This is a genomic window from Curtobacterium sp. MMLR14_006, from assembly GCF_001864985.1.
Lineage (GTDB): Bacteria > Actinomycetota > Actinomycetes > Actinomycetales > Microbacteriaceae > Curtobacterium.
The window spans coordinates 21735-36537 of record NZ_MJGU01000008.1; the positions used below are offsets into that span (position 1 = coordinate 21735).

At 73.6% G+C, this 14803-nt stretch carries 19 protein-coding genes; 6 read left to right on the forward strand and 13 right to left on the reverse strand.

Going from position 1 to position 14803, the window contains the following annotated elements; all coding sequences use genetic code 11:
* Window positions 1-212: 212 nt before the first annotated feature.
* From BIU94_RS03220 to BIU94_RS03260, 9 genes are all read right to left on the reverse strand, one after another.
* Window positions 213-1889, reverse strand: a complete 1677-nt coding sequence (locus tag BIU94_RS03220) for an MDR family MFS transporter (RefSeq protein ID WP_071254167.1) — start codon at window positions 1887-1889, stop codon at window positions 213-215.
* Window positions 1886-2506 carry a TetR/AcrR family transcriptional regulator gene (locus BIU94_RS17680; protein WP_071254169.1) on the reverse strand — a complete coding sequence of 207 codons (621 nt, stop codon included), beginning with the start codon at window positions 2504-2506 and terminating at the stop codon, window positions 1886-1888. Before BIU94_RS17680 ends, BIU94_RS03220 begins: the two co-directional genes overlap by 4 nt.
* 51 nt (window positions 2507-2557) lie before the next feature.
* Entirely contained in the window at window positions 2558-3040 is a 483-nt protein-coding gene (locus tag BIU94_RS03230) for a GNAT family N-acetyltransferase (protein WP_254782968.1), read from the reverse strand.
* Window positions 3041-3162: 122 nt separating this feature from the next.
* Entirely contained in the window at window positions 3163-3852 is a 690-nt protein-coding gene (locus BIU94_RS03235; RefSeq protein ID WP_071254173.1) for an HAD family hydrolase, read from the reverse strand.
* A 55-nt stretch (window positions 3853-3907) separates the two neighbouring features.
* A complete protein-coding gene (locus BIU94_RS03240) occupies window positions 3908-4549 on the reverse strand; it encodes an MBL fold metallo-hydrolase (protein WP_071254175.1) in 642 nt (213 codons plus the stop codon).
* Between the two features lie 57 nt (window positions 4550-4606).
* Window positions 4607-5032 (reverse strand): MarR family winged helix-turn-helix transcriptional regulator, encoded by a 426-nt coding sequence (locus BIU94_RS03245; protein ID WP_071254177.1) that lies wholly within the window; start codon window positions 5030-5032, stop codon window positions 4607-4609.
* A 77-nt stretch (window positions 5033-5109) separates the two neighbouring features.
* Window positions 5110-5682, reverse strand: coding sequence for a DUF3618 domain-containing protein (locus BIU94_RS03250; protein WP_071254179.1), 573 nt, complete (start codon window positions 5680-5682; stop codon window positions 5110-5112).
* A complete protein-coding gene (locus tag BIU94_RS03255) occupies window positions 5679-6122 on the reverse strand; it encodes a phage holin family protein (RefSeq protein WP_071254181.1) in 444 nt (147 codons plus the stop codon). Before BIU94_RS03255 ends, BIU94_RS03250 begins: the two co-directional genes overlap by 4 nt.
* Window positions 6119-6937, reverse strand: a complete 819-nt coding sequence (locus tag BIU94_RS03260) for a hypothetical protein (protein WP_071254183.1) — start codon at window positions 6935-6937, stop codon at window positions 6119-6121. The genes BIU94_RS03255 and BIU94_RS03260 overlap by 4 nt, the downstream gene beginning before the upstream one ends.
* A 147-nt stretch (window positions 6938-7084) precedes the next feature.
* Here BIU94_RS03260 and BIU94_RS03265 point away from each other — a divergent pair, with 147 nt between their 5' ends.
* Complete coding sequence (locus BIU94_RS03265) at window positions 7085-7840, forward strand: glycosyltransferase family A protein (RefSeq protein WP_071254185.1); 756 nt, start codon at window positions 7085-7087, stop codon at window positions 7838-7840.
* A 98-nt stretch (window positions 7841-7938) separates the two neighbouring features.
* Window positions 7939-8607, forward strand: coding sequence for a hypothetical protein (locus BIU94_RS03270; protein ID WP_071254187.1), 669 nt, complete (start codon window positions 7939-7941; stop codon window positions 8605-8607).
* On the opposite strand, the gene BIU94_RS03275 is transcribed toward BIU94_RS03270, so the two are convergent.
* On the reverse strand, window positions 8604-9230 hold the full coding sequence (locus BIU94_RS03275) for a helix-turn-helix domain-containing protein (RefSeq protein ID WP_071254189.1): 627 nt from the start codon (window positions 9228-9230) through the stop codon (window positions 8604-8606). The genes BIU94_RS03270 and BIU94_RS03275 overlap by 4 nt on opposite strands.
* A 66-nt stretch (window positions 9231-9296) precedes the next feature.
* Between BIU94_RS03275 and BIU94_RS03280 the strand changes: the two genes are divergently transcribed.
* Window positions 9297-10280, forward strand: coding sequence for an NAD(P)/FAD-dependent oxidoreductase (locus tag BIU94_RS03280; protein WP_071254192.1), 984 nt, complete (start codon window positions 9297-9299; stop codon window positions 10278-10280).
* Here BIU94_RS03280 and BIU94_RS03285 read toward each other — a convergent pair.
* The 3 genes from BIU94_RS03285 to BIU94_RS03295 form a co-directional block, all read right to left on the reverse strand.
* Window positions 10265-10939: a pentapeptide repeat-containing protein gene (locus tag BIU94_RS03285; RefSeq protein WP_071254193.1), complete on the reverse strand. Its 675-nt coding sequence runs from the start codon at window positions 10937-10939 to the stop codon at window positions 10265-10267. The genes BIU94_RS03280 and BIU94_RS03285 overlap by 16 nt on opposite strands.
* Before the next feature lie 96 nt (window positions 10940-11035).
* On the reverse strand, window positions 11036-11479 hold the full coding sequence (locus BIU94_RS03290; protein WP_071254195.1) for a DUF6314 family protein: 444 nt from the start codon (window positions 11477-11479) through the stop codon (window positions 11036-11038).
* A 56-nt stretch (window positions 11480-11535) separates the two neighbouring features.
* On the reverse strand, window positions 11536-12126 hold the full coding sequence (locus tag BIU94_RS03295) for a hypothetical protein (protein ID WP_071254197.1): 591 nt from the start codon (window positions 12124-12126) through the stop codon (window positions 11536-11538).
* A gap of 201 nt (window positions 12127-12327) precedes the next feature.
* Between BIU94_RS03295 and BIU94_RS03300 the strand changes: the two genes are divergently transcribed.
* From BIU94_RS03300 to BIU94_RS03310, 3 genes are read left to right on the forward strand one after another with little or no spacing between them, the layout of a single operon-like run.
* A complete protein-coding gene (locus BIU94_RS03300; RefSeq protein ID WP_139196006.1) occupies window positions 12328-12825 on the forward strand; it encodes a hypothetical protein in 498 nt (165 codons plus the stop codon).
* Window positions 12822-13541 (forward strand): response regulator transcription factor, encoded by a 720-nt coding sequence (locus BIU94_RS03305; RefSeq protein ID WP_083404554.1) that lies wholly within the window; start codon window positions 12822-12824, stop codon window positions 13539-13541. Before BIU94_RS03300 ends, BIU94_RS03305 begins: the two co-directional genes overlap by 4 nt.
* Window positions 13538-14782: a HAMP domain-containing sensor histidine kinase gene (locus BIU94_RS03310; protein WP_071254200.1), complete on the forward strand. Its 1245-nt coding sequence runs from the start codon at window positions 13538-13540 to the stop codon at window positions 14780-14782. The genes BIU94_RS03305 and BIU94_RS03310 overlap by 4 nt, the downstream gene beginning before the upstream one ends.
* The last annotated feature ends 21 nt before the right edge of the window (window positions 14783-14803 follow it).

Here is a 14803-nt window from a genome sequence, read left to right on the forward strand (position 1 = left end):
AATCCGCGGCAAAGTGTCGCTTTCGCGGAGGCGCGGGCCTGTGGCCGCACCCGCTCGACGGACGGGAGGCACGGCGCCAGCTGACACCGTGCCTCCCGTCCGAAGGTGGTGACGACCACCCCGCGAAAGCGACAGTTCACCGCGAACGTTCCGCGGCGGACTGTCGCTTTCGCGGACCGAACCGGTCCCGGCCCGGCCCGGCCCAGCCCGGACTACTGCTGCGTGCGGTCCGCGGGCTCGACCGGCTGCGCCTGCTCCGCCCGGCCCTCGCGCTGGGCGCGCTCGAGCTCGTCGGCCTCGGCACCACCGACGGCCTCGCCGCGGGCGACCATGCCGGCCGTGTCGGACAGCGTGATCTGCGGCAGGAAGAGCGCGAGCAGGAACGCGACGGCGATGAACGGCAGCAGGTACCAGAACACCGGTGCCAGCGAGTCGGCGTAGGCGTTCACGATGCCGTCCTGCACCGCCGGCGGCAGCCCCGCCACGGTCGCCGGGTCGATGCTGCCCGCGGACGACGCCGCGTCGGTGGCCGAGCCGCCGGCGCCGCGGAACACGTCGGTGAGCGACGTGGTGAGCCGCGCCGTGAAGAGCGCACCGAAGACGGCGGTGCCGAGCGAGGCGCCGACCTCGCGGAAGTAGTTGTTCGTCGACGTGGCGGTGCCCACCTGCGAAGCGGGCACGGCGTTCTGCGCGACGAGGACGACCACCTGCATGATGAGGCCGAGGCCGGCGCCGAAGACGAACAGGTACGCGCAGATGAGCCAGATCGGGGTGTCCGCGGCGAGCTGGGTCATCGCGAGCATGGCCATCGCGACGAGGACCGTGCCGACGATCGGGAACATCCGGTAGCGGCCGGTCTTCGTGATGAGGACACCGGAGGCGATCGACGTGCCGATGAGGCCGGCCATCATCGGGAGCATCAGCAGACCGGAGACCGCGGCCGAGGTGCCCGACGCCATCTGCAGGAACGTCGGGACGAAGCCGATCGCGGCGAACATGCCGATGCCGAGCACGAGGCCGATGCCGGTGGCGAGCAGGAAGGTGCGGTTGCGGAAGAACGACAGCGGCAGGACCGGGTCCTCCACCCGCGACTCGACGAGCACGAGGAGCGCCGCCGACACGACGAGGCCGGCGAACCAGGCCCACGTCTCGGGGGCGTCCCAGCCGTGGTCCCGGCTGCCGCCGAACTCCGAGAAGAAGACCAGGCAGGTGGTGGCGGCGGACATGAAGAGCACGCCGAGCACGTCGATGCGCTTCGTCGCCTTCTTGTTCGGCAGGGTCAGCGCGAACCAGGCGACGAAGAACGCCGCGATGCCGACCGGGATGTTGATGTAGAACGCCCAGTTCCAGGTGAGGTGGTCGACGAAGAACCCGCCGAGCAGCGGGCCGCCGATCGCGGACAGACCGAAGATCGCGCCGAGCGGGCCGAGGTACTTGCCGCGCTGCGAGGCGGGCACGATGTCCGCGATGATCGCCTGCGACAGGATCATCAACCCGCCGCCGCCGAGCCCCTGCATCGCGCGGAACACGACGAGCTGCGTGAAGTCCGTGGCGAACGCGCACCCGGCCGACGCGACGGTGAACAGCGCGATCGCGATGAGGAACAGGTTGCGGCGCCCGAGGACGTCGCCGAACTTGCCGTAGACGGGCATCACGATGGTGGAGGCGAGCAGGTACCCGGTGGTCAGCCAGGCCTGGTGGGCGACGCCGCCGAGCTCGCCGACGATGGTGGGCATCGCCGTCGAGACGATGGTCTGGTCGAGGCTGGAGAGCAGCATCCCCGCGATGAGCGCGGAGAAGATGATCCAGATCCGGCGCTGCGTGAGGAGCAGCGGTCCGTCGGTGCCTGGGCGGGCACGCTTGGTCGTGCCCGGCGCGGTGGCGCTCATGCGGTGTGGTCCTGTCCGGTCGTGATGGCCGCCCTCATGAGGCGGAGGTTCTCGGTGAGCAGGGCGTCGAACGTCGGCCCGGTGGTCTCGTCGAAGGCGTCGTCGAAGTACGTCTCCGCCGTCACCTTCGCGAGCGCCGCGGCCGCCTCGGTCACCAGGCGCGCGCGGCGGTCGGCCGGGTCGTCCCAGCCGAACCGGGTGCGGACCGCCGCGGTGATGCGGCCGAGCTGCACGTCGGTGGCGGACAGGAACCGCGCGACGAGCGCGGGCTCCCGTTCGAAGACGCCGCGGACGAGGACCTCGTCCGCGCGGTCGATGCCGACGCGTCGGAGCTGGTCGACCGCGAGCGCGACGATTGAGTCGAGCGGGTCGAGGTCGCCGGGGACGATCCCGCCGGCGGCGTAGGCCTCGATGGCCTCGACGTCGGCGTTGATCTCGATGCCGAGCACGGCGTCGTCCTTCGACGCGAAGTGGTTGAAGAACGTGCGCCGGGACACCCCGACGGTCTGGCAGAGCTGCTCGATCGTGAACCCGTGCAGCCCGTGCTCGACGGTCGCCCGACGCGCTTCGACGATCATGCGTCGGCGCAGCGCGCGGGTGCGTTCGGTGGTGCTCACCGAACAAGAATTGCACTCTGAGGCTGAGAGTGCAAGGTAGAGATCGTCCCCCTACAGCGCCTTCTCGAAGCAGAACGACCACGGCATGGTCGCCGCGTAGGGCTCGTAGACGTCGATCTGGTGCCAGCCGGTCTTGCGGTACAGCGCGACGGCGTCCGGCTGCTTGTCACCCGTCTGCAGGATGAGCCGCGGGGCGCCGAGCTCGCGACCGACCCGCTCGCACTCGTCGAGCAGCGCCGTCGCGGCGCCCTTGCCGCGCGCAGCCGCCAGCACGATGAGGCGCTTCAGCTCGACCTCGTCGCCGAGGCGACGGACGGCGATGTGCCCGACCGGTGCACCCGACTCGTCGAGGGCGAGGACCGACGTGACCACCGTCGAGGGGTCGACGCTCAGCGCACGGCTCCGCTCGGCGGTGACGGCCGGGTCCTCACCGGCGTTCGACGAGCCGTAGCGCTCGTGCATCTCGTCGTCCATCCGGGCGCGGAGCTCCACGCTGCGGGGGTCGTCCCAGGACACGCGTTCGATCGTGATCACGAACGTCGATCCTGGCACGCGCGACCGACGGTGCGGAAACCGAGGCGCCCGACGGTGCGGAAACCGAGGCGCCCGACGGCGCGGGAACCGAGGTGCCCGTCAGGCGCGACCGGCACCGCCCGTCAGGCGTGCTGACCGAGCGCCGCGATCGGGCCCTCGCCAGCGCGGAACGCCGCGAGCACGGCCGCCGCGTCGTCGTACACCTCGGCCGCCCCGGCACCGCGGAGCTCGTCGCCGCCGATGCCGCCGGTCATCACACCGACGCACGTCACGCCCGCCGTGCCGGCGGACTCGACGTCCCACACGGCGTCCCCGACCATCACGGCGGAATCGGCGGAGACCCCGGCCTTCTCGAGCGCGACCCGGACGATGCCGGGGTCGGGCTTCGCCTGCTCGACGTCCTCGGAGCTGGTCTCGGCGGTGACCCACTCACCCGCGTCGAGCAGGTCGCGCAGGCGGGCGAGTTCGTGCTCGGGCGCGCTGGTCGCCAGGACGACGGCGTGCCCGGCCTCGGCGACGGCCTGCAGGAGTTCGCGCGCGCCCGGCAGCAGCCGGAGCCGTGGCATCTGCTCGGCGTAGTAGGCGGTGTGGAACTGCTTCGCGGTGTCGCGGGTCTCCTGGGACGCCTCCGGCAGCAGCGTCTCGAGCAGCTTCGCCGAGTCCATGCCGATCGCGCGGTGGATCCGCCAGGCGTCGACGGACTCCCCCGCCGCCAGGAACGCACGCCACCACGCGTCGATGTGCGCGTAGTTCGAGTCGGCGAGGGTGCCGTCGATGTCGAAGAGGACTGCTGTCGTGGGTGCGTCGGCCATCCGTCCATGCTGCTCGGGAGGCCCGGATCGCCTCCCAGGGGCGGCCGGCGGCCCGTCAGACGGTGATCGTCTCCCCCACGGGCAGGATGCGGACCGGTACCGGCCCGAGCCCGTCCGGGCCGAGGAACCGCGTGGTGGACTGCTGGCCGAGGTCGCTCAGCATCGCCTCGTGGATCTGCACGGCCCGCTCGGGAGCGACGGCGCGGACGTAGTCGACGGCCTCGGCCGTGTTCGTCCACGGCCCGCTCGTCGGGACGAGCAGGGTCGGCACGGGCACGCCGGGCTGCAGGTACGCGTCACCGGGGTGGAAGACGGCGTCGTCGACCAGGTAGCCGACGTTGGCGGTCGAGGGGATGTCGGGGTGGATGACCGCGTGCTGCTCGCCGAAGACCCGGACGGAGAACGACCCGACGGTGATCGTGTCGCCCGCGTGAACCGCGACGACGCGGCCGTGGTGCTCCCCGAGCTGCTCGACGACGGTCTGCGGCCCGCGGACCACGAGCTCCGCGTTCGCCGCCAACCCCGCGCGCAGGGCGTCGACGTCGAGGTGGTCGGGGTGGTCGTGCGTGACGAGCACGCCCGCGGCCCCGCGGACGAGGTCGGCGGCCTCGGGCGTGAAGACCCCCGGGTCGATGACGAGGGTGACGCCGTCCTGCTCGAGGACGACCGTGGCGTGGGTGTACTTCGTCAACTCCATGCGGCCAACTGTACAACAGTGTTGTACTTGTTGCACGGGGTCGACCTGCGGGTCCGCTCAGTCGGCCCGGCGCGCCAGGCGCTCGAACAGCTCGGGCAACCGCGCGAGCAGGGCGCGTTCCTCGTCGTCGGTCTCGGCCCGGATCGCCCCGGCCAACCAGTCGGCGCGGGCGTCCATCTCCTGCTGCAGCACCGCCCGCCCCGCGTCGGAGAGGCGGATGACCGAGACCCGGCGGTCGGCGTCCGAGACGGCACGCTCGACGTGCCCGCGGGCCGCGAGCTCCCCGACGGTGCGCGACTGGCCCTGGTGCTTCACCCCGCGGAGCCGGGCGAGCTCCGCGATCGTCAGCGGCCCCTCGCGCAGCAGGAGCCCGAGCGTCGCGGTGTGCGCCGCCGGCAGGGCGTCGGCCTCCCGCCGCGCAGCGCGCACGAGGCGACCGACGGACTGCCGGAGCTCCGCGGCGAGCTCGTCGATCGGGTCCATGCCGGAACGCTACCGCGCGACGGACGGGAGGCCCGTGGCTGGATCGCCACGGGCCTCCCGTCCGTCACCTCGTCGCGTCAGCTGTTGCGGACGTCGTCCGCAGCCCCCTGCGCGTGGTCCTGCACGTCGGACGCGGCACCCTGCGCCTCGCCTTTGACGGTCTGCGCGGCGTCCTGCGCGGTCCCCTTGAGGTCCTGCGCGTGCTCCTTCGCCGCGTCGCCGAGCTGCGACCCGACGTCCTTCGCCTGCTCCTTGACGTCGTCGACGAGCGGTGCCGCCTTCTCCTTGAGGTCACCGGCGAGGGCTTCCTCCCTGTCCGTCGTCGGCAGGAGCGACGACACGAGCCAGCCGGCGCCGAACGCGATGAGGCCGACGGCCAGGGGGTTGCCCTTCGCCTTCTCGACGCCCTTGTGCGCGACGTCCTTCGCCTGGTCGGAGGCGCCGGAGGCGGATCCGGAGGCGCTCGAGCGGGCCGAGTGGGCCGCGCCCATCACGGACTCGCGGACGTCCTGGAACCGGCCCTTGACCTTCTCCGTCTGGCGGTGGGCGATGGACGACGGGCTGACCTTGTCGGCGAGGGCGTCGACGTCGGAGCCGAGTTCGCCGCGGGTGCGCTCGATGTCGGCGCGGATCTCGTCTGGGGTGCTCATGGCTTCCTCCCGGTGGTGGGCTTGAGGGTGTCGGGGACTTCCTTGACGGTCTCGACCGTCTGCGGGACGCCCCGGATCTCCTTGATCTCCTTGCGCCCACGGAGGGCGAGGACGGCGGCGACGATCGCGTAGACCACCGCGATGATCAGGGCGGACCAGGCGTTGCCGACCAGGTGTCCGAGTCCCCACCACGCGGCGATCGACAGGAACAGCAGGGCGAACAGGGCGGTGAGGCCGGCGCCGCCGAACATGCCGCCCGCCTTGCCCGCCTTCTTCGCGGAGTCGGTCAACTCGGCCTTCGCGAGGGCGACCTCCTGCCGGAACAGCGTCGAGAGGTCGCGGGACACGTCGGACAGCAGCGACCCGAGTGGCGTGGTCGCGGCACGCTCCTCGGGGGTCGGTTCCCCGAGGGGTGTCGCGCCGGGGGCGGAGTGGCTCATGCGGTGCTCCCCGGCCCGGTGGTGCCGTCGCCGGCCTCCTTCTCGTGCTTCGCCTCGGTCGCGAGCGCCTTGGCCAGACGCCCGGCCAGCAGGCCGGCGCCCGCGGCGATCGCGATGAAGGTGCCGGGTCGCTTGGCGGCGAAGGTCTTCACCTCGTCGAGCAGCGAGCCCGGGTCGCGGTCCTCGAGGAACCCGGCGACGGAGTTCGCGCGGCCCGAGAGGTCGCGGACGACCTTCGAGGCGACGCCCTGCTCGTCGTCGTTCTCGGCCATGCGCCCGAGCTGCTCACCGAGGCTGCGGAGCCCACCGGCAGCGCGCTGCTGCTGGTCGGCGGCCTGGTCCTTGAGCGTGCTGCTCGCCTGCGCGTACAGCTGCTTGGCGTGGTCGGTCGCCTCCGAGGCGACGTTCGACGCCTGCTCCTTGACGGTGCCGGCCACGTCGGCGGCCTTCTCCTTCGCGTCGCCGGCGACGTCCTGCGCGGCACTCTTCGCCGCGTCGGCCTTGCCGGAGCCGCTGCCGGCGTCGTGCCCGGTCGTGCCGCCGGTGCCGACGGCGCCGCTCGCGGCGGTCGGCGTGGCCGGCAGCTGCTCGTCGGCGGGGATCGCGTCGAGCGGGGCGTCGAACGGCACCTCGGTGGCGTCCTCGCCGTACGGGTCGTACGTCAGCGGCGTCGACGGGTCCGCGGGTCGCGCAGCGGACGTGTCGCTCGCCCAGGACGGCACGGTCACGCCGGGCGCGACCTCGTGCCCTTCGGCGGCTGCGGTGCGGTCGTGGATCGGGGTCCCGGAGTCGTTCCCGGGTGGGTTCGTGGTCATGGTCGGCCTTCCGGTCGTGGTCGTCGTCGGCGTGCACCGGCGGCGTGTCGTGACCGAACGTGCGCGCTCGCCTCTGGGCATGCACGCAGGAACGCCACGGAACGCGGTCCGACCGCCCGCACAGCGACCGCTCGACAGGATGGTGGGATGCCCAGCGTCTCGGTCGTCATCCCCGTGCGCGACGACGCCGCGCACCTGCGCCGGTGCCTCGACGCCCTCGCACTGCAGACCGTCCCCGCCGACGAGGTCGTGGTGGTCGACAACGGCAGCACCGACGAGAGCGCGTCGGTGGCGTCCGCCGCCGGGGCCGTCGTGGTCTCCGAACCCGTCCGCGGCATCGCCCGGGCGTCGGCACGCGGCTACGACCGGGCGACGGGTGACGTGCTCGTCCGGCTGGACGCCGACTCCGTCCCGCCGGCCACCTGGATCGCCGACGCGCTCCGGCTGCTCGCCGACCCCGCCGTGGTCGCGGTGACCGGGCCGGGGCGTCCGCACGACGGCAGCCCGCTCGTCGTCCGGCTCTGGGACGCGGTCTACATGCGGCCGTACTTCACGCTCATGTGGGCCGCGCTCGGCCGTCCGCCGCTGTTCGGGTCCGCGATGGCGCTGCGCCGCCGGACCTGGCTGGCCGTGCGGTCCCGCGCGCACCGCGAGGACGCCGAGGTCCACGACGACGTCGACCTGAGCATGCAGCTCGACCCGGCCTGGCGGGTGGTGGCCGACCACGCGCTCACGGTGGGGGTGTCCGCACGACCGTTCTCGGGCCTCCCGTCCGCCCTGCTGCGGACGCGCCGCGCCTTCCACACGTTCCACGTGAACGGCCGGCGGGCGAACCCGGTCCGTCGGTGGGCCCGGCGGGTGCGCTCGGCGTGGCGGGGGCGCCGTGCCTGGCACCGCCCCTGACGCACCGCCAGGGGGGCGACGGACCCGGCCGACCCAGGGTCGGATCGGTACCGTCGTGAGGGAGGGTCACGACCGGACGTGACCGGACGAGGGGAACCATGCGCGACACGACGCGGACCACACGCACGACGCTCACCGTCACGGCACTGCTCGCGGCGGGCCTCGCCCTCGCCGGGTGCGCCGCTGACGGCGGGACGGACCCGGCCGACGCCGCGGCGACCACCCGCGTCACCGGTTCAGCCACTCCGTCCACGGGCACCAGCAGCACCCCCCGCCCGACCTCGACGATCACGCAGGTCCCCGGCGTCGACTTCGACGGCGGCTCGGTGCCGGACAGCTGCACCGACCTCGTCACGCCGGGCAGGTGGGACGACTCGTTCGCGAAGGCGCCGCTGAACGACCCGTCCGTGGTCGGTGACCCGATCGCGATCCCGAAGAGCGCCTTCACCCCGGTCCTGCAGCCCGACGGCAAGCGGCTCTACTGCGTGTGGCGGGAACCGCAGGCCGACATCTCGTACCTGTCGATCGCGGTGGACGTCGTCGACTCGGCCACCGCGAGCGACGAGCTGCAGGCGCTCACGGCGAAGGGCTACGACTGCGGTAACGAGGCCGAGGGCTTCCTGTGCCAGAAGGTGTCGGAGAACGAGCAGTACCCCGTCACCGACGGCGACACGTACTTCACCCGTGGCGACATCGGCATCCACATCCGGCAGTCGAACATCGAGACGACCGACCTGCTCGAGGACGTCACGGCCCACGTGTTCTAGGGCGTCGGCGTCCGCTCACGGGTCGGGCGGGAGCGCACGTGCGCCCGCTCGCCCTGCGGCCCGAACAGGCAGAGCACCTCGGTGACGGCGTCGGTGACGTTGCCGACCCAGTGCGGCGTGTGGGTGTCGAACTCGACGACCTCACCCGGCCCGAGGTCGATGTCCCGCTCGCCGAGCAACAGCCGCAGGCGACCCGACAGCACGTAGATCCACTCGTAGCCCTCGTGCGTCTTGAGCGACGGCTCACCGCCGGGCGAGTGCGGCTGGAACAGCTGCTTGTACGAGCGCACGCCCCCGGTCCGACGGGTCAGGGGCACGACGACGCGGCCACCGATCACCTCGGGCTTCATGTGCACGCGGGGATCGCCGGTCTGTGGAGCGCCGACCAGGTCGTCGAGGGGCACCTGGTACGCCCGGGCGAGCGGCAGCAGCAGCTCGAGCGTCGGTCTCCGCTGCCCCGCCTCGAGCCGCGACAGGGTGCTCACCGAGATGCCGGTCTGCTCCGACAGCGCGGCGAGCGTCACGGCGCGGTGCGCGCGCAACGCACGGAGCCGGGGCCCCACCCCGTCGACGACCTCGGTCGTCGTGCGCGTGGTCGTCCGGTCCTGCTGACGGTGCTCCATGCCGCCATGTTGCCACACCGGCAACAGACGTTGCCGTCGTGCGGACCCAGCGCCGATGATCGGCCCATGCCTGATCAGTACGACGTCATCGTCATCGGCGGCGCGGCCGCCGGCCTCTCCGCCGCCCTCGTCCTCGGACGCTCCCGCCGCTCCGTGCTCGTGGTCGACTCCGGCGAGCCCCGCAACGCCCCGGCGGCCAGCGCCCACAACTACCTCGGCCGCGAGGGCGTCGCCCCCGCCGAGCTCGGCCGCCTCGGGCGGGAGGAGGTCGCCGCCTACGGCGTCGAGGTCACGGCCGGGAGGATCGTGGCCGCGTCCGCCACGACCCTCGACGGCACCGACCCGGTCGGCTTCTCGGTCACGCTCGACTCCGGCGCGACCGTCACCGCCCGCAGGTTGGTCGTCGCCTCCGGCGCCGTGGACGTCCTGCCGCAGGTCCCCGGGCTCGCGGAACAGTGGGGGCGCGGCGTCGTGCACTGCCCGTTCTGCCACGGGTGGGAGATCCGCGACCAGCGCATCGGCGTCCTCGTCACGACGCCGAACGGAGCGCACCACGCGCTCATGTTCCGGGCGCTCAGCGACCGGGTGACCGCGTTCGTGACCGATCCTGCGCTCCTGGACGGGACCGCCAGGGCCGGTCTGACGGCTCGTGGCATCGAGGTCGTGGACAGCCCGGTCGCCGAGGTGCTCTCCGAGGGCGAGCGCCTGTCCGGGGTGCGCCTCGGCGACGGTTCCGTCGTCGCGCTCGACGCGCTCGCCACGGCCAGCCGGCCCGAGGCGCGGGTGGCGTTCCTGTCCGGCCTCGGCCTGGCCGCGACCGAGCAGTTCATGGGCGACCTCTCGTACGCGACGGCGCTGACCGTCGACGCCGGGGGGCAGACCCCGGTGCGGGGCGTGTACGCGGCCGGCAACGTGACGACCCCGATGGCGACGCTGATCGCCTCGGCCGCCGCCGGCACCCAGACGGGCGCGGCGGTGCACGGCGACCTCGTGCAGGCCGACCTGGCCGCGGCGCTGGCGACCGCTGCCGGGGCTCAGTCGACGCGGTAGCCCGCCTGCGCCGCCAGGAGCGGGGCGAGCGTGTACAGCTGGTCGGTGCCGATCGTCGCACCGCGGAAGCCCTCGAGCCGCTCCACCCGGTCGAGGTCGGCACCGCGCAGGTCCACGTGCTCGATCCGGGCGTCCGACCCCTCGGCGTCGCGGATGCTGCTGCCCTCGAACGAGACCCGCAGCAGCTTCGCGTCGGCGATGTCGAGCTCGTCGACGACGCAGTCGCGGAACACGACGTCGGTGAGCGTCGAGCCGCGCAGGTTCACGAAGCCGAACTTCACCCCGACGAACTCGACCCCGTTCAGCCCCGTGTCGTACAGCTCCGCCGAGCCGACCCGGCCGCCGGACACCCGGACCTCGCGCCAGGAACTGCTCGACGCGCGGAACACGGGGGCGTCGAGGGTGTCGACGAGCGAGTCGTGGACCCGCAGGCCGCGCAGGTCGGCGTCCCCGGCGCGGAGCGTGTCGACGACGCACTCCTCGATCTCCAGGTCGGGCAGCCGCTCGCCGGACAGGTCGAGCACGTCGATGCGCTTGCCCTCGATCCGGTCCCCGCTCAGCACGTCACCGGGGCCCGGCACCCAGTCCTGCAGGTCCGCGGGTTCGGTCAGGGTGATGCGCGGGGCGTCGGTGCCGCCGGTGCGTGGTGATCGTGCCATGCACCCAGTGTGGTCGCTCGGGGTCCGGCGCGGGGCTCGGGCTCGGGGTCGGGGTCGGGGTCGGGGTCGGGCTCGAGCTCGGGGTCGGGATCGGGGTCACGCTCGGGTGAGCACGCTGTCCAGCCGGTAGTCCTTCGCCGGGCCGCGCGCCTCCCACCGGACGGTCCAGCGGTCCCGGTCGCCCGCGAAGGCACCGGTGTAGTCGTCCGGGGCGCAGGCATGGGCGACGCTCGTGCCCCAGACCCAGTCGTGGAACACCCGCCCGTCGGCGAAGTGCACGGTCCAGCCGGCGGGGCCGGGGGCGGCGGGGCCGGCACCGGGGGCGGCGTCCTCGCTGGCCCGGCGGACCGCGAGGGTCCGCGAGACCGGTGTGGTGCGCCCGGCGAAGACCATCACCCCGGACTCGTCCCACCGCACCTCGTCGGGACCGACGAGGGTCAGCGTCGTGGTGCCGGTGACGGTGCCGCGGGCCCCCGCGAGCCGGTCGTGCACGGTCCGGCGGAGGTCCCACGTCCCCATCAGGTCGGTCGGCAGCAGCATCCGCTCACGACCCCTTCCGCATGGTGGTCGAGCGTACCGCTGCGCCTCGACCGCGATCACCGGAAGGCGTGCACCGTCCCCGGGGTCACGGCGTGCGGCGAGAGCTGGACGAGGCGGTAGGCCGTGCCCCCGTCGTAGGTGAGCACGACCGTGTGGCGCTTCCACAGGTACGGGTAGGCGGTCGTCCGCGGGCGGTTGGCGCTGAACTCGGAGATCACCGCGCTCCGGGTGATCTTCCGACCGTGCACGTCGTACAGGGCGACCTCGTCCGGCGAGCTGGCCGTCGCCATCGCGCACGTCGAGTCCACGAGGTACTGCTTGCCGCCGTCGCCGCGCAGGTCGCCCGACGCGGTGACGATCGACTGCACGTCGTCACCGCAGATCTGCAGACCGGGGTGCTTAGCGGCGGCGACGGCGGCCGTCAGGCCGGGCACCGAGTCGGTGTCGTGGTAGCGGTCCTGCCGTCCGGGGCGCGGGGGCTGACCGGCGGGGAACGTCACGGTCGCCGAGGGCGATGCGGCGACGGAGGTGGCGGTGGCGCGCTCGGCGGCCGAGGCCTGCGCGGGGGTGCCCGCACCGGCGCAGCCGGTGAGCGCGAGGGCCGCCGCGGCGACGGCGAGGATCGAGATGGAGGTCTTCATGGTCACGGTCTTCCCTTCAGGTGTGCGGGCTGGCACCCGCTCCGAACGACGCTGACGCTACGGAGCGGTCGTCTCCGACCGGTGTCACACCATCGTGGCCCGCGGCGTCCGGGACACCGCGATCCGCGTCGGTCCGTGCGAGCATCTGTGACGGAACTGACACATCCCTGCCCCGTGCGGGACACCGACGAGACGGAGGCTCGGAGCATGCAGCGCCCAGTACCCTGGCGGGGCCTCGGCATCACCGCCGCGGTCGCCGTGACCGCAGCGGTGGCCATCGCCTCCGTCACCGCCATGTCGACCCCCCTCCCGCACGACGCCCTCCCCCACGCCGCCACGGTGGACGTCGGCAGCGCGTACTACGCCGGGTGCGGGGAACAGGCCGTGGCCGAGCCCGCGGCGATCCCGATCTGGTGCCAGTCGTCGGACCAGCGCCTCGAGAACCTCGCGTGGTCGTCGTGGGGCGGCCGGCAGGCGCTCGCCACGGGGTTGCTGACCGACAACGCCTGCGACTGCTCGACCGGCAGGACGCGCGCGTACCCGGTCGCGGTCCGCTTCGACGACCCGACCGCCGTCGGCGAGGTCCGGCGGTACGAGCGGCTCAGCATCACCTTCCCCGGTCACCGACCGGCGTGGGCGAGCCGCGCGACCATGCACTTCATCTGGGGCGACCTCGGCTTCCTGAGCGACCAGGAGCGGGCATGACCGGCCCCACCCACGGCTCGGTCCGCGTGACCGGTCCCGCGCACGGTTCCGAGCCGGCGCCGCTGGTCCTGCTCGCCGAGGACGACGACGACGTCCGCGAGACCACGGAGCTCCTGCTCCTGCGTCGTGGCTGGCGGGTCACCGCGACGGTCGACGGCGTCGCGGCGCTCGAGTCCGTCGACGTCGAGGTGCCCGACGTCGCCGTGCTCGACGTGGCGATGCCCCGGCTCAACGGACTCGACCTGACCGCCCGGCTCACCGCGCTCGGCATCCCCGTCGTCCTGCTGACCGCCCGCAGCCTGCCGCTCGACGAGGTCACCGGCCTCGCCGCGGGGGCGGACGACTACGTCACGAAGCCCTTCGACGCCGACGTCCTGTCCGCACGGCTGCGGGCGGTGCTGCGTCGACGGCTCGGGCCGCCGCAGGAGGTCGTGGCGATCGGCGACGTCAGGGTCGACGTCCGCGCCCGACGGGTCGAACGCCGGGGTGTGCCGGTGCCGTTGACCTCGGTCGAGTTCCGGGTGCTCGAGGCCCTGCTCCGGAACCGGGGCGCCGTGCTCAGCAGGGAGCAGGTGATCGCGATGGCGTGGGACAGCACGTGGCAGGACCCGCGGATCGTCGACACGAACGTGCAGCGGCTCCGACGCAAGCTCGGGCCGGGGGTGGTCGAGACCGTCCGCGGCTTCGGCTACCGCGTCGACCGGGACCCGTCGTGAGCTGGACGTCCGACACCGGTGCCCACCGGCGCATCGGCGACGCGGACCGCACCCCGTGGTGGCGCTCGCTCCGCTTCCGCACGGCCGCGGCCATGACGGTGCTCGCCACGACGCTCGTCGTCGGGGCCGGCGCGGTGTTCGCGCACACCGCGATCGACGACGCCACCGGTCAGCTCCGGCAGCAGGCGCTGACCCAGCTCGACGAGATGATCGCGACGCAGGCGTTCGGCGGGGCCCTGCCGCCGGAGTCCACGGACGACCCGGCGGTGCTGCCCGCAGCGCTCCGGGCCTCGCTCGACGGCGGCACCGCCGTGACCTACGACGACGGCCGCTGGATGTGGGCGGCGCGCGACCAGGCGTCGGGGGTGATCGCCACCCGTGTGGACAACACCCCGTTGCAGACGCAGTGGGCCAACCTGCAGCACACCTTCGTCCTCGCGGCCGTGGCGGCGGCGGCGATCGCGGCGGTCGGCTCGTGGTTGGCCGCCGGACGGCTCACCGCACGGCTCCGGCGCGCGGCGCGGACCGTCGACGAGACCGTCGCCGGACGGACCCCGGCCGAGGTCCGGGGCGACGACGAGGTGGCGGTGCTCTCCCGCGGGCTCGCCGACACCGCGGCGGCGCTGGCCCGCAGCCTCGACCACGAGCGCGCCATCAGCGCCGAGGTCGCGCACGACCTGCGGACGCCGGTCACGGCGCTGGTCGGGGCCGCCGAGCTGTTGCCGGACGGGCCCGACACGGCGCGGGTCCGCCGGATCACGACCCGGCTCCGACAGCTGCTCGACGACCTGCTCGACCTGTCCCGCGCGGCGCACGAGGCCGGCGAGGGCCGGGCGGTCGCAGCCGATCTCGGCCGCACCGTGCAGGACCTGGTCGAGGACGAGGGACTCGGGGAGCGCGTCGAGCTCCGCACCGCCGACGCGGGGCGGGTCGTCGTCGACCCCGGCCACCTGCGCCGGGTGCTCACCAACCTCGTGGCGAACGCCGAGCGGCACGGTGCGTCGCCGGTCACCGTCGAGGTGCGCGGGCACGCCGTGGCCGTGCAGGACTCCGGACCGGGCTTCCCGCCGGAGGTCCTCCGCGACGGCCCGCGACGCTTCGGTGCCCTGGGCTCGCACGGCGGGTCGGGGATCGGGTTGGCGATCGTGCTGCAGCACCTGGCGGCCTCGGGCGCGGTGCTCCGGCTCGAGAACACCGACCGGGGCGCCCGGGCGACGGTCGAGCTCCGCCCGGCGGACTGACCGGCAGTCCGGTCGTCGTCG

What these genes read in the sequence shown, in the direction of transcription:
- BIU94_RS03280 (WP_071254192.1), top strand. Translation starts at nt 9,297, where the DNA reads ATGCCTGATCAGTACGACGTCATCGTCATCGGCGGCGCGGCCGCCGGC.
- BIU94_RS03255 (WP_071254181.1), bottom strand. Translation starts at nt 6,122, where the DNA reads ATGAGCCACTCCGCCCCCGGCGCGACACCCCTCGGGGAACCGACCCCC.
- BIU94_RS03245 (WP_071254177.1), bottom strand. Translation starts at nt 5,032, where the DNA reads ATGGACCCGATCGACGAGCTCGCCGCGGAGCTCCGGCAGTCCGTCGGT.
- BIU94_RS03235 (WP_071254173.1), bottom strand. Translation starts at nt 3,852, where the DNA reads ATGGCCGACGCACCCACGACAGCAGTCCTCTTCGACATCGACGGCACC.
- BIU94_RS03305 (WP_083404554.1), top strand. Translation starts at nt 12,822, where the DNA reads ATGACCGGCCCCACCCACGGCTCGGTCCGCGTGACCGGTCCCGCGCAC.
- BIU94_RS03290 (WP_071254195.1), bottom strand. Translation starts at nt 11,479, where the DNA reads ATGCTGCTGCCGACCGACCTGATGGGGACGTGGGACCTCCGCCGGACC.
- BIU94_RS03300 (WP_139196006.1), top strand. Translation starts at nt 12,328, where the DNA reads ATGCAGCGCCCAGTACCCTGGCGGGGCCTCGGCATCACCGCCGCGGTC.
- BIU94_RS03250 (WP_071254179.1), bottom strand. Translation starts at nt 5,682, where the DNA reads ATGAGCACCCCAGACGAGATCCGCGCCGACATCGAGCGCACCCGCGGC.
- BIU94_RS03270 (WP_071254187.1), top strand. Translation starts at nt 7,939, where the DNA reads ATGCGCGACACGACGCGGACCACACGCACGACGCTCACCGTCACGGCA.
- BIU94_RS03265 (WP_071254185.1), top strand. Translation starts at nt 7,085, where the DNA reads ATGCCCAGCGTCTCGGTCGTCATCCCCGTGCGCGACGACGCCGCGCAC.
- BIU94_RS03240 (WP_071254175.1), bottom strand. Translation starts at nt 4,549, where the DNA reads ATGGAGTTGACGAAGTACACCCACGCCACGGTCGTCCTCGAGCAGGAC.
- BIU94_RS03220 (WP_071254167.1), bottom strand. Translation starts at nt 1,889, where the DNA reads ATGAGCGCCACCGCGCCGGGCACGACCAAGCGTGCCCGCCCAGGCACC.
- BIU94_RS03275 (WP_071254189.1), bottom strand. Translation starts at nt 9,230, where the DNA reads ATGGAGCACCGTCAGCAGGACCGGACGACCACGCGCACGACGACCGAG.
- BIU94_RS03285 (WP_071254193.1), bottom strand. Translation starts at nt 10,939, where the DNA reads ATGGCACGATCACCACGCACCGGCGGCACCGACGCCCCGCGCATCACC.
- BIU94_RS03260 (WP_071254183.1), bottom strand. Translation starts at nt 6,937, where the DNA reads ATGACCACGAACCCACCCGGGAACGACTCCGGGACCCCGATCCACGAC.